We start from the raw sequence: 23,621 nt of genomic DNA, 5'->3' as shown, positions 1-23,621 counted from the left end.
GAACCATGTGAAATGGATCACACGGCCTCGCCACTGCCGTTCGTTCGACGCGCGAATGGAACGGCAAAACCGGTGGCGATCTTGACCAGGTCGGCCTGCCTGCCGGCGCCGGTCTTCTCGAACAGGCGGCCGAGATGCGTCTTCACCGTCGTTTCGGCGATGCCGAGCTTCGCAGCGATGTCGGGAACGCCGCCAATCTCGATAATGGCCATCAATACGCGCAGTTCGGACGGTGTCAGCCTGAAGGCCGCAGCGATCGCATCGGCGGCGAGCCATGTCGCTGCCGAGGCCTTCTGCACGAAGAGCACCGTGGCTGCGGCATCTCGTGATGGAGTGCGATCGCGCTTCAGGGGAAAAGCGTGGAGCAGATAGTGCTGCCCATCAACCGACGTCGCAAGCTCGATCTGGCGGCGGGCAGCGGAACGAGTTTCGCTGCCTGAATCGATTTCGCACAGGCCGCGGAATATTTTGTCGGTCTGGGTGTTGCGGGCCACGATCCGGTCGCCGACCATTGCGAGCAGGCTGGCATCGGCGAACAGCCCGCGGCATGCTGCGTTGGCATGCACGACCCGGCCATCTGCGTCGAGCAGGCAGATCGCCGTGCTCAGCCCATCCAAGACATCGGCAAGGTCGTCCACGGTATGCGAGCGTGCCCTGATCTGCCGGCCCATGATCCTGGAGCGCTGGAGGTGCGGAGCAAGCAGCCGCATGCGCTCTCGCATCGGCTCGTCAACGACTCCGCGCGACCGGTGGCGCAACACCTGCAGGATCGTGGTGCGCGTCTCCGACTTCTCGAGGGCAACGGTTGCAAGGTCTATCGCTCCTTGCGGTTCCACCCACTCGCGATAGAAGCTTGTTGCCAGGAAATCCGCCTGAGACATGATGTCGGCGACGCCAATCGTCTGTTCCGCCGCGAACGTGAGATGACGATCGAGCAGAGGGTCGAGCTCCACATATCGGTCGCGATAAAGCTGGCGGAAGCGGGGTTCGCTGCCAAAATGCTCATGGATCTCGATCGAGAGCCTGGCTCTGTCCCTGGACAGGATGGTCACGGCACATCCGCCGACGAAATGCGAAACCTGTTCCAGCACCCCGTTGCGCAGCGCGGGATCGACCGCCGCGTCGTAGATCTCGCCGACGAGGGACGAGAATCGATTTGCGTGGAGGATTGTCATCGGCCGGACGACGCAATCCGCGTATGGCTCGCACGCGCGAGAGAGATCGCGATCCGGAGACTGGCGGAGGAGACGGGCCAGTCAATCGCCTCATTCCAAGCCGAGAAAACGTTGCAACGAAATGCTGGAATATCGAACATCGTCCTTGCGTAACGTCAACCGCAGGATGCGGCTTGGACGTTTTCGCCAAAGACTAGGATTAAAGCGAACAGCGCGCGGACTGTGTGCGATGAGTCACGCGTGCGATGCGTCAGGCGCCGTTCGTGCTGCAGAACCCTGTCGCCACCGATCCCGCCGGCCTCGCATCCGGCTCCGGCAATCTACTTACGATTCTCCTCGCAAAACTTCAGCGCTGCCAGCGCTTCACCGGCACGCGGCACCTGCATCTCGATGCTGTCGTCGTCATCGTCCTCGAAATCGAGCGAGAGACGCTTGGCCCTGGACAGCCGGTCCATCATGGACTGATCGTATTCGAAGATACCGCGAACGGTGGTCTTGTCCATGACCTCCCACTTCGCCTTCTTCATGATATCGGCGTCGTCGGTCCCGACGTCGGCCCGGAGGATCTCGCCGACCTTGTCCCACTCCCAGCCGTCATAGATCATGACGATGACGATAGCCTTCTCGGAATAAGTGATGACGATGACGTAGTCCCGGTTCTCGTCTTCCTTGTCCTTGTAGCCGCGGCTCGCATTGCAATGTGCGTCTTGCGTACGCTTTTCGATGGACCAGTCGCCGACCTTGGATTGTTGCGCCAGCACCGGTCTTGCGGTCAAAGCGACGGCGCTCAAGGCGCCGGCCAGCAGCCCGGCGGCGAGAAGAGATCGTTTCATGTCAGCCTCCAGCGTGTTCCCCGGACCGAGATGACCACCTCTGCCGGTGACCCGCAAGGGCTTCAGGGGGGTGCGTAGGGCGCCGACCCTGCCCTACTCCCGCCGCGGCACGATCGCGATCGGGGTGAAGGTGTAAACCTCCTCGCCGTTCTGATTGAACATCGTCCATTTCACCAATGCGACGCCCTGGGGCTTCGACTTCGACGGCGTCAGGCTCATGACCTCCCCGACCAGATGCAGACGGTCATCGGGCCGTACCGGGATGGTCCAGCGCAGCCCGTCGACGCCAGCGCCGATCAGCGGATGCGGGCCGAAGGGGCGGGTCTGGATCGCGAGGCTCATGGCAATCGCGGCGGTGTGCCATTCCGAGGCAGCGAGACCCCCGAACAGGGTCTGCTTGGCGGCTTCGTGGTCGAGATGCATCGGCTGCGGATCGAACTCGGACGCGAACCGCTTGATGTCGGCCGCGGTGACGTGAACTTCGGGGGATTTGAACTGCATTCCAATGGTGAGATCGTCGAACCACTCGACTTGCGCCATGATTTCGCCTCGCCATGTGATGCGCCGCCTCGCGGCTAATGGGATTGAGCAAGAGCGGGATGTAGCGGCTCCGCAGCGCACAAACCAGCCCGGGGTTCCCCAAGAAACCCGTTTCCAGATGCGACGAAACACGCCTGAAACAGATGGTCGGTTATCTGGTTGTCAAAATCATACAGGGACGGCCACCATGCAATTCTTCCTCGACCTGATCTGGGATTATTCCTGCTGTCAGCACCTCGTCGCCCTGCCGCCGCAGGAGGGTGAGCTATGATCGAGCTAATCTCGGCCTTCCTCGCGCTTTGCAGCGTCGGCGTTTTTGCAGCGCACGCGGTGGATGCCTATCGCACCACACATTACTGATAGCCTTGCACTGATAGCCTTGCTCTAGGCTGATAGCCTTGCCCTAGAACGGCCGCCGGTAGAAGTGCTCCGAATGTGTTGCCGGCGGAAACCTGTTGGCGAGCGCGAGAGCTCCCCTCTCGTCGGTTTCGAGCGCGATCTTCTGTGCGAGCATGACGTCGCCGGGGACGAGAAAGCCTGACGGGACGAAGCACCACCCCATCGTCGCATTTCCGGCCGCATCGATCTCATGGACATTGGCGGCGGTGCCATAATGGATGCGATAGGTCTTGCCGGTATCGCAGCCGACGACATCGAAATGCCGGTACTGCTCAAATTGGACGCGCTGCGCCGGCGACAGCCATTCGGCCAGGAGCCGGCGGCCGCGGGCATCCGGCGTGTTCTCGCCGAAGAAGCGCCGATAGAGTTCGCGTAGCGCATGCAGACGCGCACGCGCCGGCGCGCGGAGCCAGACCGCCGCGATCATGAGCAGCTCAGATCAACCGCCGACTAGGCGGGGATAGAACAGCGTTTCCTGCGCGGTCGGGTCGAACGATCGGATCCGGGTGACCTCGCCAGGTCCGGTTCGCAGCGCGGCGGTGAAGCCCGCTCCGGTCAGCTCCCGAAAGCGCCGTTCGGCCCGCGCCAGCGCTTCGGCATTGCCAGGATCAAACTCGTGGCGCGTGTCGCCAGTCTGGTCCATCACGATCTGGGTTGCCATGTTGAGTCTCCTCATGCCCAGCCCTGTTCGATCAAAGCAAACCTCGTGCCGTCGGTTCCTGATGGCAACAACTTTCTCTTGTCGGCGCATCACGCCTTGCTGAGCAGGAGCGTGTTCAAGCGAAGTGGATGCCGGTTCGCACAAAGAAAACGCGCCAAGAACAAGAAGCTAGAACCCCCTTCGAAAACGGGGCTCCGGTCAGCGCGAGGCGGCCGTTCCTCCGCCCTCGTCGATCTGCCGTCCCATCAGGGCGATCGCCTTCTGATAAACGCCGGCGGCATTCCAGGCTTCGATGGCGACGAAATTCGGTTCACCCGGCTGGTAACCGGCTCCTGCACGCCAGCCATGGGCCTTGAGGAAATTCGCCGTCGAGTTCAGCGCATTGGCGGCAACCTCGAGATTGCCGGTGCCATAGGCCAGGATGTTCTTGGGCATGAACTGGGTCTGGCCGACTTCGCCGTGCATCGAGCCGCGGGTTGCCCCCGACAGCGTGCCGCGATCGATCAGCTTCAGCGCCGCATAGAGCTGCTCGGTGAAGAATTCGGGACGGCGGCAGTCATAGGCGAGCGTCGCGATCGAGGAGAGCATGTTCTGGTTCCCGCGCTGGCTGCCGAATCCGGTTTCCATGCCCCAGATCGCAATCAACGGGCCCGGCGGAACGCCATAGCGCTGCTGGATCGAGGCGAACAAGGCAGCCTGCGACTGCTTGAGCTGGCGGCCCTTGGCCACAATGGTTGTGGCGCCGCGCTTGGCGAGGAACTGGTCGAGCGTTAGCGAGAAGCTGCGCTGGCCACGGTCGGCCGCGATGGTGGCACTGGCGTAATTGGTCTGCACCAGGGCCGCGAGCGCGGTCTGGCCAACGCCCTTGCCCTGCGCCTCCGCGCTGAACTCGCGCTTCCAGGCCTCGAAGCCGGCCGACGAGCTGCCGCATTGCGCGGCGTGGGCGGCGGGCGCCAGGCAGCTGAGCAGCGTCATCGCCCCAAAAACCGCCGCAGCTACAGTTCTGCCCCTGATCATGTCCGATGTCCTCTCTCTGGCGCAATCCGATGCCCGAGCTTACCCGGACGAAGGCGCCGACTCCATGGCATGATCATACGACAGTTCCAGTCCAACCAAATTGCCCTCCTTGCGCCACTTGTCGAGCAGCCGCAGGAATGCCACCGGCCCACGCCAATACTGGCTGTTTCTCGCCGCGATCGGATCGAACACGCCTTCATTGTTGTAGTAGCCGGGCGTGCATTCGGCGAGATAGGTCTGGCGGCCGAGCGCGGCTTTGACCACCTCCTCGACCCAGGCGTTTTCGGCCGCCAGCGTCGGCTCGAGGGTTCGCGCCTTGCGCTTGCGCGCTTCGGCGATCACGTAGGCAATGTGCTGCGACTGCTCGTCGATGATGTGCGGGAAGTTGGCGCTCTGGCCGGCCTGCACCATGACGATCAGGAAGCAGTTCGGAAAGCCGCGGCTGTAGAAGCCATGCATCGTCTTGACGCCGTCGCGCCAGCGCTCGGACAGGCTGACGCCGTCACGGCCGTAGACCTCAAAGCCCATGCGACGGGCGTAATCGGTACCGACTTCGAAACCGCTGGCATAGATCAGGCAGTCAAGTTCGTAGGCGTGGCCGTCGACCACGACGGCATTCTCGGTGATGCGATCGACGCCCTGTCCCCTGGTGTCGACGAGATGCACGTTGGGGCGATTAAAGGTGTCGAGATATTCGTCGTGGAAACACGGCCGTTTGCAGAAGGCCTTGTACCAGGGCTTTAACGCCGAAGCCGTCGCCTCGTCCTTGACGATCGCATCGACGCGCGCTCGGATCTCCTCCATCTTGCGATAATCGGCCTGCTCGATGACCTTGAGCGCCTCCTCGATCGAGGTCACCGGCTGGGACTGGCGGCGCGGTGCCAGCAGTATCTCGCCGAGCAGGCCGGTCCAGCCGTCCTGCACCAGATCCTGTTCGAATGGTTCGCCCGAGATCACGGCGGTGAAATTGTCCATGCGTTCGCGCTGCCAGCCGGACCTGAGCCGCTGCGCCCAGCTCTGATCCGTCGGGCGGTCGTCCCGCACGCCGATCGCCGACGGCGTACGTTGGAAAACGTAGAGCTCCTTGGCCGAGCGGCCGAGATGCGGCACGCATTGCACGGCGGTGGCGCCGGTGCCGATGATCCCGACGCGTTTGTCGCCAAGACCACTAAGATCACCTTCGGCCGTGCCCCCGGTGTAGGCGTAATCCCAGCGGCTGGTGTGGAAGCTGTGTCCCTTGAAGCTTTCGATACCGGGAATGCCGGGCAGCTTCGGACGGCTCAGCGGGCCTCCAGCAAGGATGACGAAGCGCGCGCGGATGCAATCACCGCGATCGGTCTCGACCAGCCAAATTGCCTCCTGCTCTTGCCATTCCATGCGCGTGATGACGGTCTGAAACAGCGCGCGCTCATAGAGATCGAAGTGACGGCCGATGCGGCGCGAATGCTCGTAGATCTCGGGTGCTCGTGCATATTTGCGCACGGGCATGTAGCCGGTCTCTTCCAGCAACGGCAGGTAGATGTAGCTCTCGGTATCGCAGGCCGCGCCAGGGTAGCGATTCCAGTACCAGGTGCCACCGAAATCGGCGGCCTTTTCCACGACGCGGAAATCATCGATGCCGGCTTCGCGCAGTCGTGCGCCGCACAGAAGGCCGCCGAAGCCGCCGCCGACGATGAGCACCTCGGTCTGTTCGCTGACAGCCTCACGCGCGAATCCGGAATTGGCCCAGGGATCGTCGAGATAGCGCCCGAACTCGCCGGTCACCTCGACATATTGCGCCTTGCCCTCGGTGCGCAGGCGCCGATCGCGCTCGTCGCGATAGCGCGCACGGAGTGCGTCAATGTCGAGTGTAGATTCGCGGGCTGCGCCGGTCTTGTGTCTTTGCGCTGACATCCGTTTCCTCCCCGGCGGATACTGCTTCGCCGGCAGCTCGCATCACTTAGCCCTGAAAAAGTGACGCATGCAATCACGTCCCTCGCTTTTTGGCGTGAACGTCGCCTGGCGTTCCGCTAACCTCAAACGCACATCACAAGCGTACGTCATGCAACGACATGGCGGTCCGGAGGAGACGATGCAGGGATTTATGATGGACATGCCGCTCCTGATCAGCGGCCTGATCCAGTATGCCGCCGATTATCACGGCGAGGCCGAGGTCGTCGCCCGCGAGATCGAAGGCGACATCCATCGCTACACCTATGCCGACGCCCATCCGCGCATCAAGCGCATGGCGTTGGCGCTCAAGAGGCTCGGCATGATGCCCGGTGACCGCGTCGGCACGCTGGCCTGGAATACACACCGGCATTTCGAGATGTTCTACGCCGCGCCGGGCATGGGCTATGTGCTGCACACCATCAACCCGCGGCTGTTCCCCGAGCAGCTCGTCTACATCGTCAATCACGCCGACGACCGGCTGCTGTTCATCGACCGTGCCACGCTGCCGATCGTGGAGGCGATCGCGCCGCAGCTCACATCGATCGAAGCCTATGTCGTGATGTGCTCGCGCGAGCGGATGCCGCAGACCAAGCTTGCCAACGTGCATTGCTACGAGGAGCTGCTGGAGAACGAGAACGACGCCGGCTTCGCCTGGCCGGAGTTCGACGAAAAATCGGCATCCACCATCTGCTACACCTCCGGCACGACGGGCAATCCGAAGGGCGTGATCTATTCGCACCGCGCCGCGATCCTGCAGACCATGGTCTCCTGCAATTTCGACTTCCTGCCCGGACACCTGGAAGGCGTGCGCGAGGTGATGATGCCGATGGCGCCGCTGTTCCACGGCAACGGCTGGAACATGCCGTTCACCGCGCCCTATACCGGCTCGAAGCTGGTGCTGCCCGGCCGCAATTACGAGCCCGACAAGCTCTACGAGCTGCTCGAAGGCGAGAAGGTGACGCTGTCCGCGGGCGTGCCGAGCTTCTGGCTGATCCTGCTCGACTGGCTCGGACGCACCGGCAACAGGTTTTCGACGCTTCGTGCAACATTGTCGTCAGGCTCGGCGCCGCCGCGCGCGATGGTCGAGAAGCTCAAGCGCGAGTATGCTATTGACTACGTCCAGGCCTGGGGCATGACCGAGGCGCTCGGCTGCTCGATGCCTGGCCTGCGGCCGGGCTCCGAGCATCTCGACGACAAGGAGAAGTTCGACCGCCGCCAGGTGTCCGGCCGCGCCTGTTTCGGCACCGCCTTGCGGATCGTCGACGACGGCGGCAACGAGCTGCCGCGCGACGGCAAGAGCGTCGGCCATCTGCGCGCGCGGGGACCGTGGGTTGCGTCCGGCTACATGAAACTCGAAGAAGGCCTGGACCGCGACGGCTGGCTGATCACCGGCGACATGGCCGTGATCGACCCCCAGGGCCACGTCACGCTGACCGACCGCTCCAAGGACGTCATCAAGTCCGGCGGCGAATGGATCTCCTCGATCCAGCTCGAGGACGTCGCCTTGTCTCACCCCGATGTGCTGCAAGCCGCCGTGGTCGCGATCAATCATGAGAAATGGCAGGAGCGACCTCTGCTCCTCGTCGTCCGCAAGAAGGGCGCGACCGTCGACGGCAAGACGCTGCTCGAGCACATGCGCCCGAAGATCGCGAGCTGGTGGATGCCCGACGCCGTCGAGTTCATGGACGAGTTCCCGATGACCGGCACCGGCAAGGTGCTCAAATCAGCGTTGCGCGAGAAATTCAAAGGGTATCGCGTCGCCTGAGCCGATTGCGCCCGGCCTGTCCATCGATCAAGGAGACAAAGATGCTCTACCCGATGTCGCCTAAAGTCGTCGAGCTCAAGCGCAAGCTCGAAAGTTTCATGGACAGGCACATCTATCCGAACGAGGAACGCTTTTATCGCGAGGCGGAGGAGCTGGGTCCCTGGAAAGTCTATCCGGTCGTCGAGGAGCTGAAGCCGCTGGCGCGCGCCGAAGGCCTCTGGAATCTGTTCCTGCCGGACTCCGGCCACGGTGCAGGCCTGACCAATCTTGAGTATGCCCCGCTCTGCGAGGTCATGGGCCGCTCGCATCTCGCACCCGAAGTCTTCAACTGTTCGGCGCCCGACACCGGCAACATGGAGGTGTTGGAGCGCTATGGCACGGAGAAGGACAAGGAGCGCTGGCTGAAGCCGCTGCTCGCGGGCGAAATCCGCTCCTGCTTCGCCATGACCGAGCCTGCCGTCGCCTCGTCCGATGCGACCAACATCGAAAGCTCGATCGTTCCCGAGGGCGACCATTACGTCATCAACGGCCGCAAATGGTACACCACCAACGCGACCGACCCGCGCTGCAAGATCTGCATCTTCATGGGCAAGACCGATCCCGACAATGCGGACCGCCACAAGCAGCAATCCATGATCCTGGTGCCGATGGACACAGCAGGCGTCGAAGTCAAGCGTGCCCTGCCCGTGTTCGGCTTCTACGGTGTGCCCGACCGTGCCTCCGAGGTCGTCTTCACCGATGTGCGCGTGCCCAAGGAGAACATGCTGCTCGGCGAGGGTCGCGGCTTCGAGATCGCGCAGGGACGCCTCGGCCCGGGGCGTATCCACCACTGCATGCGGCTGATCGGGCTCTCCGAACGCACGCTGGAGAAGATGTGCCGGAGGGTGCGCAGCCGCGTCGCCTTCGGCAAGCCGGTCTCCGAGCAGACGGTGACGCAGGAACGCATCGCAGAAGCCCGCATCATGATCGAGCAGGCCCGGCTGCTGACGCTCAACGCCGCCTACGCGATGGACATCGTCGGCAACAAGGTGGCGAAAGCCGAGATTGCGATGATCAAGGTCGCCGTGCCCAACATGGCCTGCCAGATCATCGACTGGGCGATCCAGGCCCACGGCGGCGGCGGCACGTCCAACGATTTCGGATTGACCCAGGCCTACGCGACCGCGCGTTTGCTACGTCTCGCCGACGGCCCGGACGAGGTCCACAGGAACCAGATCGCGCGGTTCGAGCTGAAGAAATATTCGAACGCTTGAATCGGGCGATGGCAATCGCATCTACTTCAACACCTCGACCGTCGCCGAGCGTCCCGCGACCAGCGACATATTCTCAGGCACCGGATCCAGCGCGATGCGCACCGGCACGCGCTGAGCGAGGCGTACCCAGCTGAAGGTCGGGTTGACGTTGGCGAGCAGGCTCGCGCCCTCGGCTCGGTCGCGGTCCTCGATGCCGGCAGCGATGCTCTCGACATGGCCTAAAAGCGTGACCTTCTCGCCCATCAGGCGGACTTGGACTTTGTCACCGATTCGGATCCGCGCGAGTTTCGTCTCTTCGAAATAGCCTTCGACATGCAGCGTGTCGATGTCGACGAGTGCCATCACGCCCTTCCCGGCCGTCACGTAAGCGCCGGGACGCAGATCCATGTTGGTGATCACGCCGTTCACAGAGGCATGCACCTCGCTGCGATCGAGATTGAGCTGGGCGACCGCGCGGTCGGCAACGGCCTGGTCAAAGGCAGCCCTGGCCTGGAGCTGGGTGGCCAGAACCTGCTCCTGCTTCTGCTGTGACACCGCATCCGTCGTCAGCGCGCTGTAGCGCTTCAAATCGGCATTGGCCTGATCGAGCGTGGCCTGATGACCGGCCACCGACGCATCGGCTTGCCGCAGCGCCAGCGCAAAACGCTCGCGATCGATCTTGAACAGGACGTCACCGCGATGGACCTTCTGATTGTCCTTCACCAGCACTTCGGTCACGAAGCCCGACACATCGGGCGCGACCTGCACCACGTCGGCACGCACGCGGCCGTCGCGCGTCCAGGGCTGCTCCATGTAATAGACCCAGAGTTCGCGGCCGACAGCGAGCGCCGCGACGACGACGATCGCAGTCAGCAGGAGGCGACCGAGCCAGGCGAAATTCCCCTTCATGCGAGATACTCCGAGAGATAGACGACGACGCCGAGAAGGCAGACGAAGATCGCGAAATCGAACAGCGCGCGGTGCCAGACCAGCCGATAGAGATCGAAGCGCTGCATGAAGCGGCGCAGCAGAGCACTCAGGGCAAAGGCGATGATGATCCACAACAGCAGCGCCGGCACGAGCACACCGTAGATATCGATCACGTATCTCATGCCGCAACACTCTCGCCTGCACGCGGCCGATAGGCCGGCGCATCCGGAAACAGGCCGCGCCTGATGCCGACGAGGCCCACCAGGGCGTCCTCGCGCGCCGTTTCGTTGGGATCCTTCACCGCCCGGGCCAGTGCCCGATCGACGCTCGTCAGAAGCTCGGCGGGCATCCCATCGCCCGCATATTTGCGGCAGGCGATAGCGAGCTGATCGAGCATGTCGTCGATGACGGCAATGGTGGACGCCGCAAGTCCATAGCGGGCACGGCGCAGATCGATCACGTTAATTCCGATACGGAGCTGGACCAGGCTGTCGGTATCGCGCCGGTCGCTCTCCGAGAGAAAGGCGATGCGCTGTACGAGCAATCCGAGCCGGTGCAGCATGAGGCCTGCGAATTCAGCGCGATCGCCCTTGCCGCGCCGCTCGGCGGCAACAGCCAGCGTCTCCCAGTTCGACAGCACCAGGCGATTTGCGATCCACTCCGCCCCCACCCCACGCGCGATCCGTGTCACAAGCTCGGCGATCGCGACGCCGACGAAGAAGGCAACGGCGGAGTTGGCGTAGGCCGCGAAGTCCGCGCTGTAGGTCGATTGCAGCGCCAGCAGCGTTGCGGTGTTGGCCGCGAGCGCCATGCCGGTACCCGCCGTCGCCGGCCGCGCGATCAGGAAGCCGTAGAGCAAGAAGGTCGGCGCCAGCGCGGCGACCAGAAGCTCGAGATGGGAGATCGCGGGCACCAGCGCGAACAGGTAGATCGCGACGACGACAATGGCGACCAGCGACCACAGGCCGAAGCTGCGGATGAAGCGTGCAGGCTCGTCCTGCGCGGCAAAGAACGAGCACGCGACGGCCGCCATCATCGGCGCCGAGGCGCCGTCAGGCCAGCCGGTGCCGATCCAGAAAGCGCAACAGATCAGGATCGCCGACGCCGCGCCGGCGGCCGACCACAGGGCAAGGCCGCGATCCCTGTGGCGCACCGGCGCGGCACCGGCTTCGGAATGGAAGTCCAGATCGAGGGACGAGACGTTCCGGTTCTCCGCAATCGCTTCCGTCAGGGCGCGGCAATCGCGCGAGAGGTCGACCAGCTCGCGCAGCCGCCACAACAGGCTGGTGACGATGATCCGCTCCCAGGAGGCGCTGTCGTCGAGGATCGCCTGCTGCCCTGCGATCATGGCACGAATCCGCTCGGCGGGCCGCCGAGCGTTGACGTCGCTCGTGATCCATCCCGCGAGATCTTCCAAGAGCCGCTTCAGCTCGGGCTGCCGCCGCAATGCCTCCTCCCCCAGCGCGGCCAGCCGGTCCTCGAGCGAAGCGATCACGGGCAAAAGCATCAGCATGCGGAGCCGGATTTCGCCTAACCCGACGACGGTATTGCGGTCGGTCAGCCGGTCATAGGCAAGATGGGCCGAAAGCGTGTCGATCTCGACGATGTCGGTCGCAAGCTTGATGCGCTTGCCGCGCCGCGTTTCGTTGGTCCCGTGACGCAGCAGGACAACTTGACTCAGGCGCTGCGCGTCCGCCAGCCAGTTGTCGATGCGATTGGCAACAGCCGGCGCGACGCTACGCGGGAATACGATGGTCGAAACCAGGCTGGCGCAGATGATGCCGAGCGAGATTTCCTCGAGCCTTGCCACCGCGGTGTCGAAGATGGCGCCCGGCTCGGACACCGAAGGAAAGCCGATCAGCGCCACCGTATACCCGGCCAGCATGAAGACATAGCTGCGCGGTGTGCCGTCGAGCAGCGAAAGGTAAAGACAGAGCCCGACCCAGAGCGCGATTGCCAGGCACAGCAGCTCGGGTGCATCGATCAGGTTCGGAACGAGCGCCACCGTCATGACCGCGCCGACCAACGTGCCCATCACGCGGAAGAAAGCCTTCGAGCTGGTTGCGCCCGCCAGCGGCTGCGAAGTGATGTAGACGGTCGCCATCGCCCAATAGGGCCGCGGCAGATCCATTGCCAGCGCGATGACGAGCGCCAGGATTGACGCGGCGAACGTCTTCAAAGCGAAAATGAGGTCCGCGTGGCGGACCAGGAAGGGCTCATCTGCGCGCATGGCTATTTCGCTTCGGCGTCGGTCTTCATGGCTTGCATGCGGCTTACCCGCGGTCCTATGCGCTGGAGAGTCGCGAAGGTGACCGCAAGTTCCTCGGAGCGGGCAAGAGCAAGCTGGCCCGCACCCGGCAGGGCCCGAGGGCGGCGCGGGTTCCCGACGGCCTGCTGACATCTCGGCGGGCCGCTTGCGCGCGCTCCCTCTGGCGGCGACAGCCCTCGCCTCAGTTCGCTACGTAGACATCCGGATCGAAGCTGGAGCTCGGCTTCTTGAAGGCGTTGCGCAAGGCGCTCGACATCGGGACGTTGTAGTTGAGGCCGTTTGGTGGCGTCGGCGATTCCAGCCACTTCCTGTAGAGGACCTCGATCTCCTGGCTCGCGTACAGCTCTGCAGTCGCGCGGTCGGCGAGCGCCTTGAACGGAGCGTCCTCTCGCCGCAGCATGATCCCGTAAGGCTCGGGCTTCGAGAACGTCTCCTCGCTGATCATGAAGAGCTGTGGTTCCTTCGAGCGCGCGATCGCCACCGCGAGCTGCACGTCGTCGAGCGCGTAGGCCTGGGCGCGGTCGGTTTCCAGCAACAGGAAGGCTTCGGCCTGGTCCTTGGCCGGCATCACATTGATGCCGAGATTGCGCTCGGTGTTGACCTTGGCGAGCTGCGTCAGGTTGACCGAGCCGGCCACTGCCGTCACCGCTTTGCCCTTGAGATCGTCGATGGTGTTGATCTTTGCGGCTTTCTTGGCCGCAAATCGCGTTGCACTGAGGAAGTGCGTGTTGGTGAAGGCGACCTGCTTCTGGCGATCGGCATTGTTGGTGGTCGCCGAGCAATGCAGGTCGAGCGTCCCGTTGACCATCAGCGGAATCCGGTTCGACGACGTCACCGCGAGGGTGTCGACGGCGATGTCGGGCATGTCGAGCTGCTTCTTCACCGCATCCACGATTCTAAGGCAGATATCCATGGCAAAGCCAACCGGCTTCTGGTTGCCGTCGAGATAGCTGAACGGGACCGACGCCTCCTGATAGCCCAGCGTGATCTTCTTCGTCTCCTTCACCTTCTGAAGCGTACCCGACAGGTCTTCGGCGGAAGCGCCACCCGCAAGACATGTGATGGCCAGGAGAACGGTGGGAAGACGCATCGGGAACTCCTCGAGGAGGCTCGCGCCTCCGTGCCGGGCGCAGCAATCGCACCGTTGATAGCGCAGGCGCGCGGCAGCCGCCAGACGAGCTTGCGTCTATCAGCTATCGCGGCTTGCGATATGGTGACCGGCCTTTTGTCCCCCTGGAGTCGGGGCGCCTCAAGCGCCAGGATGGCTGTTACGCGTCGATGCCGCGCTGGACCAGGATCCGCTCGGCGCTGTCGTTCCAGACGTCCATCTTGGTGATCTGGCCATTCCGCACCACGAAGCGGTCGACGTAGCGGTTGCCCTCGAACGCGGTCCCATCCATCCATTCGCCGTAGAGCGTGCCGACGCTATAGACCACAGTCTCACCGTCGCCGGGGCAGACGTCGAACCGATCCATCTTCTTCTTGACCCAGCGGTAGCGCTTGGCGTTGAACCCGGTCGGGCCCCGCGGATGATCGAACTCGCGCCCGCCGGTAAAGGTGATCACCGTGCCCGGCGCCATATAGGCCGCCGCGGCGTCCGGATCGGGGATCATCGACGCCGTGAGATAGGCTTCAACGATCTCGGCGTCGGACGACGGACCGGCTTCGGCTTTTGCGGCAGCGGACATGGCTCAATCTCCCGGGCTTGCGGAATACTAACGCCACTCTCGGGGAATACGTGCATATATTTTGAACATTTCCGTCGCTACACTGCCGACAATCTGGAGCCGCCAAACGCGGCCGAATGCACTAAATTCCTTCCGCAAGAGCCATGACCGCGCAACCCGCCTTCGACCTCATCTTTCGCAACGCCCTGTTGCGCGGTGCCGCCGCCCCAATGGACATCGGCGTCACGCGCGGCCGGATCACCGCCATCGAACCGACGCTCGCCTGCGAGGCTGTCGAAGTCGATGTCGGCGGGCGCCTCGCCCTGCCCGGCTTCGTCGACAGCCACATCCATCTCGACAAGGCCTGCCTGCTCGGCCGCTGCGGGCATGATCACGGCAGCGTCTCCGAAGCGATCCGCGCCGTCGCCGGGATGAAGAAGGATTTCACGGTCGAGGACGTCTATGCGCGCGGTGCCCGGGTGCTCGAACGTGCCATCGTCCACGGCACCACGCGCATGCGAACCCATGTCGAGATCGATCCGCGCATCGGCTTGCGCGGCTTCGAGGCGGTGAAGGCGCTGAAGCGTGACTATGCCTGGGCGATCGACCTGTCGCTCTGTGTCTTTCCGCAGGAAGGCCTCACCAACGATCCCGGCAGCGAGGAGCTTCTGGTCCAGGCGCTGCGCGACGGTGGCGAGGTGATCGGCGGCTGTCCTTACACGGACACCGATCCAAACGCCCATCTCGCACGCATCTTCGACCTCGCCGAGCTGTTCGACGTGGACATCGATCTCCATCTCGATTTCGATCTCGATCCCTCCTGGTGGCACCTCGACGAGGTCTGCCGGCAGACCGAGCGGCGCAACTACGGAGGACGCGTGGCAATCGGCCATGCGACGAAACTCTCCGCACTGCCACCGGAGCGGCTGAAGGCCGCCACCGCGCAACTGGCGAAGGCCGGCGTAGCCGTCACCGTGCTGCCGGCGACCGATCTCTATCTGATGGGGCGCGAGGCGACCCACAACGCGCCGCGCGGGCTGACGCTGGCCCACAAGCTCGCCGGCGAAGGCGTGCTGTGCTCGGTCGCGACCAACAACGTGCTCAATCCCTTCACGCCGTTCGGCGATGCCTCACTGCTGCGAATGGCGAATTTCTACGCCAACGTCGCGCATGCCTCGGTCAACGACTTCGATACCTGCCTTGATCTCGTGACCGAGCTGCCGGCGCGGCTGATGAACCTTCTGGATTACGGCATCGAGATTGGGAATCCAGCCGATCTCGTCGTGCTCGACACACAAGACAGCCGCTTCGCCATCGCCGAGCTGCCGGATATCGTGATGGGCTTCAAGAGCGGCCGGCAGACTTTTGCGCGTCAACGGCCCACTCTGTTCAGTCCCGGCTGATCCGCTCTCGATGCATATCTGCATTGAAGGGCGGCCTATTTCCGAGCAGCTTCCGTTCGATGTTACCGCTGATCGTTCCGCAATTCCGAATCCGGTAGATTCCCGGATAGTAGATTCTTGCTGATTCTCGATAGCTGCGCGCATTGCAAGTCCCGCAGTGCCGGTCATAGTAGGACCGGCACTGATGTCTGCATTCAACGGGGAAGCATCGACATGTTCAGCGCATTCAGCGGCATCGACACTCACTCCATTCGAGCGAGAACGCCCAACGAGGCCGCCCTGAAGCGGCTCGACGGCATCGGGCACGTCCTGTCGGACCTCGATCTGGCGGGCGTCCGGACACAGGATGACCTGACGCGCATGCTCCTGACGCTCGATACCGCCGACAAGTGTATTCGATCGATCCGCGCAGAATTCCGGACAGAAGTCGCGAACGATCGGCTGGCCCACAAGGCCGAAGACCTGATGGCGTCGATCGAACGCACCCGCGACGAGCTCACCGGCTGTCGCACGCCAAAGTCCTGAGCAGGAGCCACCCTATTTCTCGCGATTGATCTTCGCCAGGATTAGATCCGCCTCGGTGCGCCAATCAGCGCTGCGGGCGAACTCCTTGGTGCCTTTCGTTCCGAACAGGCCCTCATCGGCAAGGTCCGCCACCCAGGCCTGCCGCTCGGCGGTGCCCTGCGCGGACCACGGCGTCAGCCCCGCTTCACGCACGGTCTCGGCGACCTCCCGGACTTCCTCGGCGCGGCGGCGGCCATGCTCGATCACGCGCTGGAAGCAATAAGCGCCCTGCTTCTCCCAATCGATCGTGGGAAAGGTTTCCGCCAGCGAAGCCAGTACCGCATCCTCGACGCCATAGGCGCGCGCGGTGGTGAAGCTTTCGATGACCATGGCCTCCAGGCCCTTGATCATGATGCTGCGACACATCTTCACCGCCGATGAAACACCGAGCTTGTCGCTCGCAACCTTTCCCGCAAAACCGATCGCGTTCAAGAGCGGCTCGAGCTCCCTGGCGTCGGGACCACCGAGCAGCAACGGCACCTTGATGCGATAAGGCGGCACCGACGTCATAACCGCGCCCTCGACATAACGTCCGGCGGCACCATCGATCAGCGCGGCGGCGCGCTGCTTGGCGCCGGGAGACGCCGAATTGAAATCCAGGAACCAGGTGCCCTGATTGATCGCGGCCGCACAGGCCTTTGCCACCGGCACGGCCTGGCTCGCCGTGACCGCGGAGATGATGAAATCGGATTTGGCGATCAGCTCGGCGTGAGACGCCGCCAGCGCCACACCGAATTTCGCCGCATGCTCCACCAGCGGTGCGCCCTGCTCGCCACCGAGCTTGATGTCAAAGGCTGAGACCTTGATGTCCTGCTGGCGCAAATCCTCAGCCAGGATCCTGCCGACCTCGCCGTAACCGACCAGTCCGATCTGCCATCGCTTGGGATCGCCCGCCATCAGTTCAGTCCTCGCATTGTCTCGTCGAACAGATCCTCGACGGCATAGCGGCGCGGGATCAGCGCCTGCTGGAAGGCGTAGTCGACGATCAGCTCCAGCGGCTTCCTGTTGGCGTCGATCCCGAACGGCACAAGATCGGGCGTTGCCGCCGATCCCGCCTGCGCCTTGCTTTGCTTGAGGAGATCATAAATGCCCGATACCACGTCAGGACGCGATTTCGCCAACTGTTCGGTCACGACCACGAGATGGTTGACGGGCACGACGCCGCGACGGGCGTACCATTTGGCGGCTTCCGCGGCCGGATCGGGGAACAGCGTCTTCAGCTTGGGATCGGTCGAGGTCTCGCCGAGGACGGCGTCGAGCTCGCCGTCGATCAGCATCTGCAAGATCTTCTTGCCGTTCGGCGCGCGCTCAGTGGTGTCGACATATTCGGCGACGTGCGGATCCTCGAACGTGACCCAGCGGATGTTGTCGAGATTGACGCCGTAGTCGTTGGCGAGGATGCCTCTGATCCAGGCCCCGGTGGTGGTCGTGAAGGAGCGGATGCCGACGCGCTTGCCTTCGAGATCCGACGGTCCGAGCATTCCATGCGCAGGATTATAGAGCGCGTAGGAATGCTGGAAGCGACCGAGCATGGTGGCAGGCAGTAGCAAGAGCGGCTTACCGTGTGCCTTTGCCATCAGATAGGTGACGATCGCCATCTCGCAGACATCGAAGGCCTGCTCGCGCACCATCGGCTTGAACGCGGTGTTGGTCGGCGTGTACGCGATGAAATCGAGATCGAAGGGGTCGGAGCGGAGCTCACCGCTCCTCACCGCCTGGACATGGGGGTGACTGCCGAGCACGGCCTTCAGCTTGAGACGATCCATCGGCCCGCTCCACTTCTCTTCAGACATCCTCGGGATTGTCGACATAGACGAGCCCGGCCTTCGCCAAGGCCTCACGCATGCCGTACATGTCGAGGCCCAGTTCGCCCGAAGCCAGCCGCGTGCGTTTGCCGGCTTCGTCCGCGTTGCGCTTCTTCGCCTTCTCGGCGACTTCGGCCGCATGGCGCCTCGGCACCACTACGACGCCGTCGTCATCGGCCACGATGATGTCGCCGGGATCGACATTGACGCCGGCGCAGACCACGGGGACATTGACCGCGCCGAGCGTCGCCTTCACCGTCCCCTTGGCCGAGACCGCGCGCGACCACACCGGAAACTCCATCTCGTGCAGCGCCCTGACGTCGCGGCAGCCGGCATCGATGATCAGCCCCTGCACGCCGCGCGCCTGCAGCGAGGTCGCGAGCAACTCGCCGAACATGCCGTCGGTGTTGTCGGTGGTACAGCCGACGACGAGAACGTCGCCCTTTTTGCACTGCTCGACTGCGACATGGATCATCCAGTTGTCGCCCGGCTGCGCCAGCACGGTCACGGCGGGACCGGCGATCGCCGCGACCGGCCAGACCGGCCGCAGATACGGCTTCATCAGGCCGATGCGGCCATAGGCCTCGTGCACGGTCGAGACGCCGTACTCCGCCATCCCGGCGGGATCGGCACGCTTGATGTTGCGAACGACGACCGGCTTCATGCCAGCTCCTCCGCAACCGTCGGGAACAGGCGCTGATAAGCCTCGCCATACGTCATCGGCACGCCGGTGTTGCGGCTGCCTTGGATGCCGCGATTGAGCGCGACGCGCTCGTAATAGCCCCACAGATGCTTCTGGGCGGCGAGGATCTGGAATGCATCGTACTTCTCCTTCCAGACCTCGTCGATCTTGAGCAGCAGGTCCGGCTTGTAATTGCACTGCTCGGGCTGGTGTGGCTCGAACAGGAACACCGGAGGCGCCGAATATTTGTACTGCGCACCCGGCTTGTGGCCCATGGCCTGCGCGACCACGCGCGTTTCCTGCGCGAAGTGCGCGGCGTTCGGGTGGTCGAAATTATAGGGATCCTCCAGCGCATGCGTCAGCACGAAGCTTGGATTGAGCTCGCGGTAAATGTCGACCATGCGGTCGAAATGCGCTTCCGTCAGCTTCAGCGGATAGTCGCCGCAATCGAAGAACTCGATCTCGGCGCCGAGCAGTTTTGCAGCGCGCTCCGCCTCATCCTTGCGGCCGGCCTTGACCGACTCCAGCGTCGCACCTTTCTCCTTCCAGGCGAACTGGCTCTCGCCGCGCTCGCCGTAGGACAAGCAGACGATCTTCATGCGATAGCCCTTCTTCGCATGCAGCGCGATGGCGCCGCCGGCGCGCCAGACGAAATCGCCCGGATGGGCCGTGATCACGAGACCTGTTTTCATGGGACAAACTCCCTCTTTCGTTCGTCAACGTCATCGGTTCATCGAGCCGCGACAGCGGATTCCTCGCCGTCGAGCACGCGCTTCAGGCGGTCGGCATCAAGCGCGCCTTCCCATTTGGCAATCGCGATCGTCGCGACCGCGTTCCCGATCAGATTGGTTGGCGTCAGCCCCTGCGACATCAGGCGGTGGATGCCGAGCACGAGCGCCACGCTCGTCACCGGAATGCTGCCGGTGGCGGACAGCGTTGCCGCCAGCACGACGAAGGCGGCGCCCGCGATGCCCGCCGCGCCCTTGGAGGTCACGATCAGGATCAAGAGCAGCTCGATCTGCTCGGCGAGACCGAACGGCGTGTTGGTCGCCTGCGCCAGGAACACCGAGGCGGCGGCAAGGTAGAGGCAGGTGCCGTCGAGATTGAAGGAATAGCCGGTCGGGATCACCAGCCCAACGACGCTGCGCTCGCAGCCGACCTGCTCCAGCTTGGTCAGCATGCGCGGCAGCACCGTCTCGGACGATGTCGTGGCAATGCAGATTAGGAGCTCTTCCCAGATGTAGCGGATCAGCTTGAGCAGCGAGAAGCCGCACAGCCGCGCGACCGGGCCGAGCGCCACGATGATAAAGATCACGCAGGTGAGATAGAAGCCGCCCAGCAGCTTGCCGAGCGAGGCCAGCGAGCCGACGCCGAACTTGCCGACCGTGAAGGCGATGGCGCCGAACGCGCCGATCGGCGCGGCCCACATCACCAATCCGACGACGGTGAATACCATCTTGGCGGCGATGTCGATGAGATGGACCAACGGCGCGGCGCGCTCGCCGAGCTGCACCAGCGCAAATCCGCACAGTACGGCGATGAAGAGCACCTGGAGGATGTTGCCCTCGGCAAAGGCGCCGACGAACGTCGCGGGCACGATGTTCATCACGAACGGCACGAAGCCGATCACGCCGGTCTGCTTGACATAAGGCTCGATCGCGCTGGCGTTGATGCCGGCGGGATCGATGTTCATGCCGACGCCCGGCTTGAGCAGATTGACCGCGACGAGGCCGATGATCAGCGCGATCGTAGTCATGATCTCGAAATAGACGATCGCCTTGACGGCGACGCGCCCCACCCGCGCCATGTCGGCCATATGCGCGATGCCATGGACGACCGTGCAGAAGATGATCGGCGCGATCAGCATCCGGATCGCCTTGATGAAGGCGTCGCCAAGCGGCTGCATCCTGGCGCCAACCTCGGGATTGACGATCCCAAGCGCGATGCCTGCCGCCATGGCGACGAGCACCTGGATCCAGAGCTCCTTCCACCAGGCGCGACCGCGCGGCTTGTCGATCGCAAGCGCCGTCATTGCTCGAACTCGAACAAGCGCGCCGGGTTATCGACGAGGATCTTCTGCTGATACTCCGGCTCCGGCGCGAACAGCGGGATCAGGTCGACGAGATCGCCGTCGTTCGGCATCGCCTTGACGTTGGGATGTGGCCAATCGGTGCCCCAGATGACTCGGTCGGGCGCGGTTTCGACGATCTTTCGCGCGAACGGCACGGCGTCGGTGAACGGCGGACCGCTGGAGGACACCCGCTCCGAGCCGCATATCTTGACCCAACATTTCTCGTCGCGCTGCATCAACTCGATCAGGATCTTGAACGGAAGCTGGTCAAGTCCGTCGGACGCCTTCACCCGTCCCATATGGTCGATGGTGTAGCTCAGCGGCAGCCTTGTCAGCGTGTCGGCATATTCGGGCAGGTCGATCGCGTCGAAATGCAGGTCGATGTGCCAGCCGAGCGGTGCGACCATCGCGACGATGCGGTCGAACACCCGCTTGTCGGGAACGCCGCCGAGATGGCGAACGAAATTGAAGCGGCAGCCGCGGAAGCCGCCCTCATGCAGCACGCGGAGCCCGCGCTCCGTGATGGTCTCGTCGATATTGGCAACCGCGCGATAGGCGCCGTTGCTCTGCGCGATGGCATCGAGCGCCACCGTATTATCGGTGCCGTGCACACTGGCATTGACGATGACGGCTTGCCCGACTCCGAGCTTGGCATGTAGCGTGCGGAAATCGGCGAGCGGCGCATCCGGCGGCGTGTAAGAACGGTCCGGCGCGTAAGGGTATTTCGCGCCGGGCCCGAAGATGTGGCAATGCGCATCGCATGACAGCTTCGGCAGCTTGAACTTCGGCGTGCGCGTGTTCGGGTTGGGCGGCGGAATGGTCGGCGTGTACATCATTGCCATCAGATAAACCGCCGAACCAGATCGTGTCTTCAAGTCTTGCTGCTGACGACCGGCCGTCGCCGTGCTGGCGCCTGATCCAGCGCCGGCGCCTGGAACGCGGCCACGGTGGCTTGCACCAATTGCTCGATGGCACTTGCGGCATCGCTACCGTCGGCCTCGCCGCGCGACAGGCGCGAGACGCGATCCGGCGTCACCAGCGAATAATAGAGTGCGCCAAGCAGGAAGTGGCTGCGCCAGACGATATCGGTGCGCGGAACGTGCGGCAGGCTTTCGTGAACAGCATCGATGAAGGCGTGGCTGGTGTCGTCAAAAGTCTGTGCGATGATCTTTCGCGCGACTTCATTGCCCTCCGCGGACATCACCGCGCGCAGCCGCGTGAACCGCGCCCCGCCCCCGGCAAGATCACTGCCCGAGGTGAAGGCCGGCACGACATAGGCCCGCACCACCGCTTCGAGCCGGTCCTGGAGATCGCGCACGCGCTTGGCGGCCGCGAGCAGCTCGGAACGGCGCAAATTCATTGGCCCGCAATGGCGCCGGTAGATCTCCAGCAGCAGGCCGTCCTTGGTCTTGAAATGATAGGTGACGCTGCCGGGATTGGCGCCGGCGGCCTGTGCAATATCGCGCACCGACACGGCGTTGAAGCCGTTGGTGGCGAACAGCTCCTCGGCCGCGGCGAGAATTGCCTCGCGCATGTTCGGCTTGCGGGCCGTTTCCTTGCTGGCGGGGTTGCGCGTCATGTGATTTGTACTATCGTACAAAAGATCAGGTCTCGTCAACAAGAACCATGGGCGGCGTCCGACGGTTCGAAAGACCGACGGTCCACACGCAATGCTCGCAAGGAGTGCTGGAAAATGCTGGGTTTGAACAAGAAGATCGGCGGCTTGATGCTGGGTGCCGGTCTGCTGCTGGGAGGCGGCGCCGCGCAGGCCGCCGACAGCTATCCGAGCAAACCGGTTCACATCCTGGTGCCCTACGCTGCCGGCGGCGCGGTCGACGTGCTCGCGCGCACGCTCGGACAGGCATTGGCGAAAACCTGGGGCCAGCAGCCGGTGATCGACAACCGCCCCGGCGCCGGCGGCATCGTCGCCTCGCAGGCACTCACGCAAGCCGCCCCCGACGGCTACACGCTGATCCTGGTCGCGAGCGGTCATCCCCTCAACCAGTTCATCTATCCGAGCGTGCCTTACGACACCTTCAAGGACTTTACCGCGATCACCGAAGTCGCCTCCTCGCCGCTGGCGATCGTCGTCGCCAAGGACAGCCCCTACAAGACGCTCGGCGATCTCCTCGCTGCGGCGAAGAAGGACCCTGACAAGCTCTCTTACGGTATGTCCGGCAACGGCACCTCGGCGCATCTCGCCGGTGAGCTGTTGAAATACATGTCCGGCACCAAGATCGTCGCGATCCCCTACAAGGGCGGCGCCCCCGCGCTGACCGCTGTGATCGCCGGCGACATCCCGCTCAGCATCAATCCACTTGCGGAAGCCATCAGCCAGATCGAAGGCGGTCCGGTGCGCGCGCTCGCGGTGACCTCGGCCGAACGCTCGAAGGCGCTACCCAATGTTCCGACCGTCGCCGAGTCGGGCGTGCCTGGTTACGACGTCTCCGTCTGGTGGGGCGTGCTTGGCCCGGCAAAAATGCCGCCGGAGATCGTGGCGAAGCTCGAAACCGATCTGAAGGCGGCGCTGCAGGACCCGAACGTGCTGTCGACGCTCGGCAAGATCGGCGCAGCCGCGGTCGGTTCGTCGTCGAGGGAATTCGACGCCTACATGCATTCCGAGGCGACCAAATGGGAGCCGGTGCTGAAGGCCGCCGACATCCGAGCGCAATGAGG

Annotated in this window: 24 protein-coding genes; 5 read left to right on the top strand and 19 right to left on the bottom strand. The window is 63.8% G+C overall.

Annotated elements, in window-relative coordinates; all coding sequences use genetic code 11:
* Nucleotides 1-17: 17 nt before the first annotated feature.
* From IVB48_RS37800 to IVB48_RS37770, 7 genes are all read right to left on the bottom strand, one after another.
* Complete coding sequence (locus tag IVB48_RS37800) at nt 18-1,175, bottom strand: LuxR C-terminal-related transcriptional regulator (RefSeq protein WP_247408185.1); 1,158 nt, start codon at nt 1,173-1,175, stop codon at nt 18-20.
* A gap of 320 nt (nt 1,176-1,495) precedes the next feature.
* Nucleotides 1,496-2,008: a hypothetical protein gene (locus IVB48_RS37795; RefSeq protein WP_247360444.1), complete on the bottom strand. Its 513-nt coding sequence runs from the start codon at nt 2,006-2,008 to the stop codon at nt 1,496-1,498.
* Nucleotides 2,009-2,101: 93 nt separating this feature from the next.
* A complete protein-coding gene (locus IVB48_RS37790; RefSeq protein ID WP_247408183.1) occupies nt 2,102-2,548 on the bottom strand; it encodes a MaoC family dehydratase in 447 nt (148 codons plus the stop codon).
* Between the two features lie 403 nt (nt 2,549-2,951).
* Nucleotides 2,952-3,374 (bottom strand): hypothetical protein, encoded by a 423-nt coding sequence (locus IVB48_RS37785; RefSeq protein WP_247286611.1) that lies wholly within the window; start codon nt 3,372-3,374, stop codon nt 2,952-2,954.
* A gap of 12 nt (nt 3,375-3,386) precedes the next feature.
* Nucleotides 3,387-3,608: a hypothetical protein gene (locus IVB48_RS37780; RefSeq protein WP_007592399.1), complete on the bottom strand. Its 222-nt coding sequence runs from the start codon at nt 3,606-3,608 to the stop codon at nt 3,387-3,389.
* 198 nt (nt 3,609-3,806) lie between these two features.
* Nucleotides 3,807-4,625, bottom strand: coding sequence for a lytic murein transglycosylase (locus tag IVB48_RS37775; protein ID WP_247360439.1), 819 nt, complete (start codon nt 4,623-4,625; stop codon nt 3,807-3,809).
* 39 nt (nt 4,626-4,664) lie between these two features.
* Nucleotides 4,665-6,518: an NAD(P)/FAD-dependent oxidoreductase gene (locus tag IVB48_RS37770; RefSeq protein WP_247408181.1), complete on the bottom strand. Its 1,854-nt coding sequence runs from the start codon at nt 6,516-6,518 to the stop codon at nt 4,665-4,667.
* A gap of 178 nt (nt 6,519-6,696) precedes the next feature.
* Between IVB48_RS37770 and IVB48_RS37765 the strand changes: the two genes are divergently transcribed.
* A complete protein-coding gene (locus tag IVB48_RS37765; protein WP_247408179.1) occupies nt 6,697-8,322 on the top strand; it encodes a long-chain fatty acid--CoA ligase in 1,626 nt (541 codons plus the stop codon).
* 41 nt (nt 8,323-8,363) lie between these two features.
* Nucleotides 8,364-9,575 (top strand): acyl-CoA dehydrogenase family protein, encoded by a 1,212-nt coding sequence (locus IVB48_RS37760; RefSeq protein WP_247408177.1) that lies wholly within the window; start codon nt 8,364-8,366, stop codon nt 9,573-9,575.
* A gap of 21 nt (nt 9,576-9,596) precedes the next feature.
* Here the strand turns inward: IVB48_RS37760 and IVB48_RS37755 are convergent, their stop codons facing one another.
* The 5 genes from IVB48_RS37755 to IVB48_RS37735 form a co-directional block, all read right to left on the bottom strand.
* Nucleotides 9,597-10,463 (bottom strand): HlyD family secretion protein, encoded by an 867-nt coding sequence (locus IVB48_RS37755; protein WP_027569487.1) that lies wholly within the window; start codon nt 10,461-10,463, stop codon nt 9,597-9,599.
* Complete coding sequence (locus IVB48_RS37750; protein ID WP_027569486.1) at nt 10,460-10,666, bottom strand: DUF1656 domain-containing protein; 207 nt, start codon at nt 10,664-10,666, stop codon at nt 10,460-10,462. The genes IVB48_RS37755 and IVB48_RS37750 overlap by 4 nt, the downstream gene beginning before the upstream one ends.
* Nucleotides 10,663-12,714, bottom strand: a complete 2,052-nt coding sequence (locus tag IVB48_RS37745) for an FUSC family protein (protein WP_247408175.1) — start codon at nt 12,712-12,714, stop codon at nt 10,663-10,665. Before IVB48_RS37745 ends, IVB48_RS37750 begins: the two co-directional genes overlap by 4 nt.
* A gap of 220 nt (nt 12,715-12,934) precedes the next feature.
* Complete coding sequence (locus tag IVB48_RS37740; protein ID WP_247408173.1) at nt 12,935-13,843, bottom strand: amino acid ABC transporter substrate-binding protein; 909 nt, start codon at nt 13,841-13,843, stop codon at nt 12,935-12,937.
* Nucleotides 13,844-14,021: 178 nt separating this feature from the next.
* On the bottom strand, nt 14,022-14,441 hold the full coding sequence (locus IVB48_RS37735) for a nuclear transport factor 2 family protein (RefSeq protein ID WP_247360432.1): 420 nt from the start codon (nt 14,439-14,441) through the stop codon (nt 14,022-14,024).
* A 143-nt stretch (nt 14,442-14,584) separates the two neighbouring features.
* Between IVB48_RS37735 and IVB48_RS37730 the strand changes: the two genes are divergently transcribed.
* Entirely contained in the window at nt 14,585-15,823 is a 1,239-nt protein-coding gene (locus IVB48_RS37730; RefSeq protein ID WP_247408172.1) for an amidohydrolase family protein, read from the top strand.
* Nucleotides 15,824-16,036: 213 nt separating this feature from the next.
* The gene (locus tag IVB48_RS37725; RefSeq protein WP_247408170.1) at nt 16,037-16,348 is read left to right on the top strand and encodes a hypothetical protein; all 312 of its coding nucleotides are present in this window, start codon (nt 16,037-16,039) and stop codon (nt 16,346-16,348) included.
* A gap of 12 nt (nt 16,349-16,360) precedes the next feature.
* Here IVB48_RS37725 and IVB48_RS37720 read toward each other — a convergent pair whose 3' ends face one another.
* From IVB48_RS37720 to IVB48_RS37690, 7 genes are read right to left on the bottom strand one after another with little or no spacing between them, the layout of a single operon-like run.
* The gene (locus tag IVB48_RS37720) at nt 16,361-17,284 is read right to left on the bottom strand and encodes an NAD(P)-dependent oxidoreductase (protein ID WP_247408169.1); all 924 of its coding nucleotides are present in this window, start codon (nt 17,282-17,284) and stop codon (nt 16,361-16,363) included.
* Nucleotides 17,284-18,153: a hypothetical protein gene (locus IVB48_RS37715; protein ID WP_247408167.1), complete on the bottom strand. Its 870-nt coding sequence runs from the start codon at nt 18,151-18,153 to the stop codon at nt 17,284-17,286. The genes IVB48_RS37720 and IVB48_RS37715 overlap by 1 nt, the downstream gene beginning before the upstream one ends.
* A gap of 19 nt (nt 18,154-18,172) precedes the next feature.
* Entirely contained in the window at nt 18,173-18,856 is a 684-nt protein-coding gene (locus IVB48_RS37710) for a 4-carboxy-4-hydroxy-2-oxoadipate aldolase/oxaloacetate decarboxylase (RefSeq protein WP_247408165.1), read from the bottom strand.
* On the bottom strand, nt 18,853-19,566 hold the full coding sequence (locus IVB48_RS37705; RefSeq protein ID WP_247408163.1) for a PIG-L deacetylase family protein: 714 nt from the start codon (nt 19,564-19,566) through the stop codon (nt 18,853-18,855). The genes IVB48_RS37710 and IVB48_RS37705 overlap by 4 nt, the downstream gene beginning before the upstream one ends.
* 38 nt (nt 19,567-19,604) lie before the next feature.
* Nucleotides 19,605-20,906, bottom strand: coding sequence for a C4-dicarboxylate transporter DctA (gene dctA / locus IVB48_RS37700; protein WP_247408161.1), 1,302 nt, complete (start codon nt 20,904-20,906; stop codon nt 19,605-19,607).
* Nucleotides 20,903-21,787, bottom strand: a complete 885-nt coding sequence (locus IVB48_RS37695) for an amidohydrolase family protein (protein ID WP_247408819.1) — start codon at nt 21,785-21,787, stop codon at nt 20,903-20,905. Before IVB48_RS37695 ends, dctA begins: the two co-directional genes overlap by 4 nt.
* A 29-nt stretch (nt 21,788-21,816) precedes the next feature.
* The gene (locus IVB48_RS37690) at nt 21,817-22,524 is read right to left on the bottom strand and encodes a TetR family transcriptional regulator (protein WP_247286633.1); all 708 of its coding nucleotides are present in this window, start codon (nt 22,522-22,524) and stop codon (nt 21,817-21,819) included.
* A gap of 114 nt (nt 22,525-22,638) precedes the next feature.
* Between IVB48_RS37690 and IVB48_RS37685 the strand changes: the two genes are divergently transcribed.
* On the top strand, nt 22,639-23,619 hold the full coding sequence (locus IVB48_RS37685) for a tripartite tricarboxylate transporter substrate binding protein (RefSeq protein ID WP_247408159.1): 981 nt from the start codon (nt 22,639-22,641) through the stop codon (nt 23,617-23,619).
* The last annotated feature ends 2 nt before the right edge of the window (nt 23,620-23,621 follow it).

The sequence above is a fragment of the Bradyrhizobium sp. 76 genome (assembly GCF_023073025.1).
Classification (GTDB): Bacteria; Pseudomonadota; Alphaproteobacteria; order Rhizobiales; family Xanthobacteraceae; genus Bradyrhizobium.
This window is presented reverse-complemented; position numbering and strand designations above follow the sequence as displayed.

Bases quoted from the DNA above. Each gene is read 5' to 3' on its own strand.
- IVB48_RS37800 (WP_247408185.1), bottom strand. From the start codon at position 1,175: ATGACAATCCTCCACGCAAATCGATTCTCGTCCCTCGTCGGCGAGATC.
- IVB48_RS37795 (WP_247360444.1), bottom strand. From the start codon at position 2,008: ATGAAACGATCTCTTCTCGCCGCCGGGCTGCTGGCCGGCGCCTTGAGC.
- IVB48_RS37790 (WP_247408183.1), bottom strand. From the start codon at position 2,548: ATGGCGCAAGTCGAGTGGTTCGACGATCTCACCATTGGAATGCAGTTC.
- IVB48_RS37785 (WP_247286611.1), bottom strand. From the start codon at position 3,374: ATGATCGCGGCGGTCTGGCTCCGCGCGCCGGCGCGTGCGCGTCTGCAT.
- IVB48_RS37780 (WP_007592399.1), bottom strand. From the start codon at position 3,608: ATGGCAACCCAGATCGTGATGGACCAGACTGGCGACACGCGCCACGAG.
- IVB48_RS37775 (WP_247360439.1), bottom strand. From the start codon at position 4,625: ATGATCAGGGGCAGAACTGTAGCTGCGGCGGTTTTTGGGGCGATGACG.
- IVB48_RS37770 (WP_247408181.1), bottom strand. From the start codon at position 6,518: ATGTCAGCGCAAAGACACAAGACCGGCGCAGCCCGCGAATCTACACTC.
- IVB48_RS37765 (WP_247408179.1), top strand. From the start codon at position 6,697: ATGCAGGGATTTATGATGGACATGCCGCTCCTGATCAGCGGCCTGATC.
- IVB48_RS37760 (WP_247408177.1), top strand. From the start codon at position 8,364: ATGCTCTACCCGATGTCGCCTAAAGTCGTCGAGCTCAAGCGCAAGCTC.
- IVB48_RS37755 (WP_027569487.1), bottom strand. From the start codon at position 10,463: ATGAAGGGGAATTTCGCCTGGCTCGGTCGCCTCCTGCTGACTGCGATC.
- IVB48_RS37750 (WP_027569486.1), bottom strand. From the start codon at position 10,666: ATGAGATACGTGATCGATATCTACGGTGTGCTCGTGCCGGCGCTGCTG.
- IVB48_RS37745 (WP_247408175.1), bottom strand. From the start codon at position 12,714: ATGCGCGCAGATGAGCCCTTCCTGGTCCGCCACGCGGACCTCATTTTC.
- IVB48_RS37740 (WP_247408173.1), bottom strand. From the start codon at position 13,843: ATGCGTCTTCCCACCGTTCTCCTGGCCATCACATGTCTTGCGGGTGGC.
- IVB48_RS37735 (WP_247360432.1), bottom strand. From the start codon at position 14,441: ATGTCCGCTGCCGCAAAAGCCGAAGCCGGTCCGTCGTCCGACGCCGAG.
- IVB48_RS37730 (WP_247408172.1), top strand. From the start codon at position 14,585: ATGACCGCGCAACCCGCCTTCGACCTCATCTTTCGCAACGCCCTGTTG.
- IVB48_RS37725 (WP_247408170.1), top strand. From the start codon at position 16,037: ATGTTCAGCGCATTCAGCGGCATCGACACTCACTCCATTCGAGCGAGA.
- IVB48_RS37720 (WP_247408169.1), bottom strand. From the start codon at position 17,284: ATGGCGGGCGATCCCAAGCGATGGCAGATCGGACTGGTCGGTTACGGC.
- IVB48_RS37715 (WP_247408167.1), bottom strand. From the start codon at position 18,153: ATGGATCGTCTCAAGCTGAAGGCCGTGCTCGGCAGTCACCCCCATGTC.
- IVB48_RS37710 (WP_247408165.1), bottom strand. From the start codon at position 18,856: ATGAAGCCGGTCGTCGTTCGCAACATCAAGCGTGCCGATCCCGCCGGG.
- IVB48_RS37705 (WP_247408163.1), bottom strand. From the start codon at position 19,566: ATGAAAACAGGTCTCGTGATCACGGCCCATCCGGGCGATTTCGTCTGG.
- dctA (WP_247408161.1), bottom strand. From the start codon at position 20,906: ATGACGGCGCTTGCGATCGACAAGCCGCGCGGTCGCGCCTGGTGGAAG.
- IVB48_RS37695 (WP_247408819.1), bottom strand. From the start codon at position 21,787: ATGGCAATGATGTACACGCCGACCATTCCGCCGCCCAACCCGAACACG.
- IVB48_RS37690 (WP_247286633.1), bottom strand. From the start codon at position 22,524: ATGACGCGCAACCCCGCCAGCAAGGAAACGGCCCGCAAGCCGAACATG.
- IVB48_RS37685 (WP_247408159.1), top strand. From the start codon at position 22,639: ATGCTGGGTTTGAACAAGAAGATCGGCGGCTTGATGCTGGGTGCCGGT.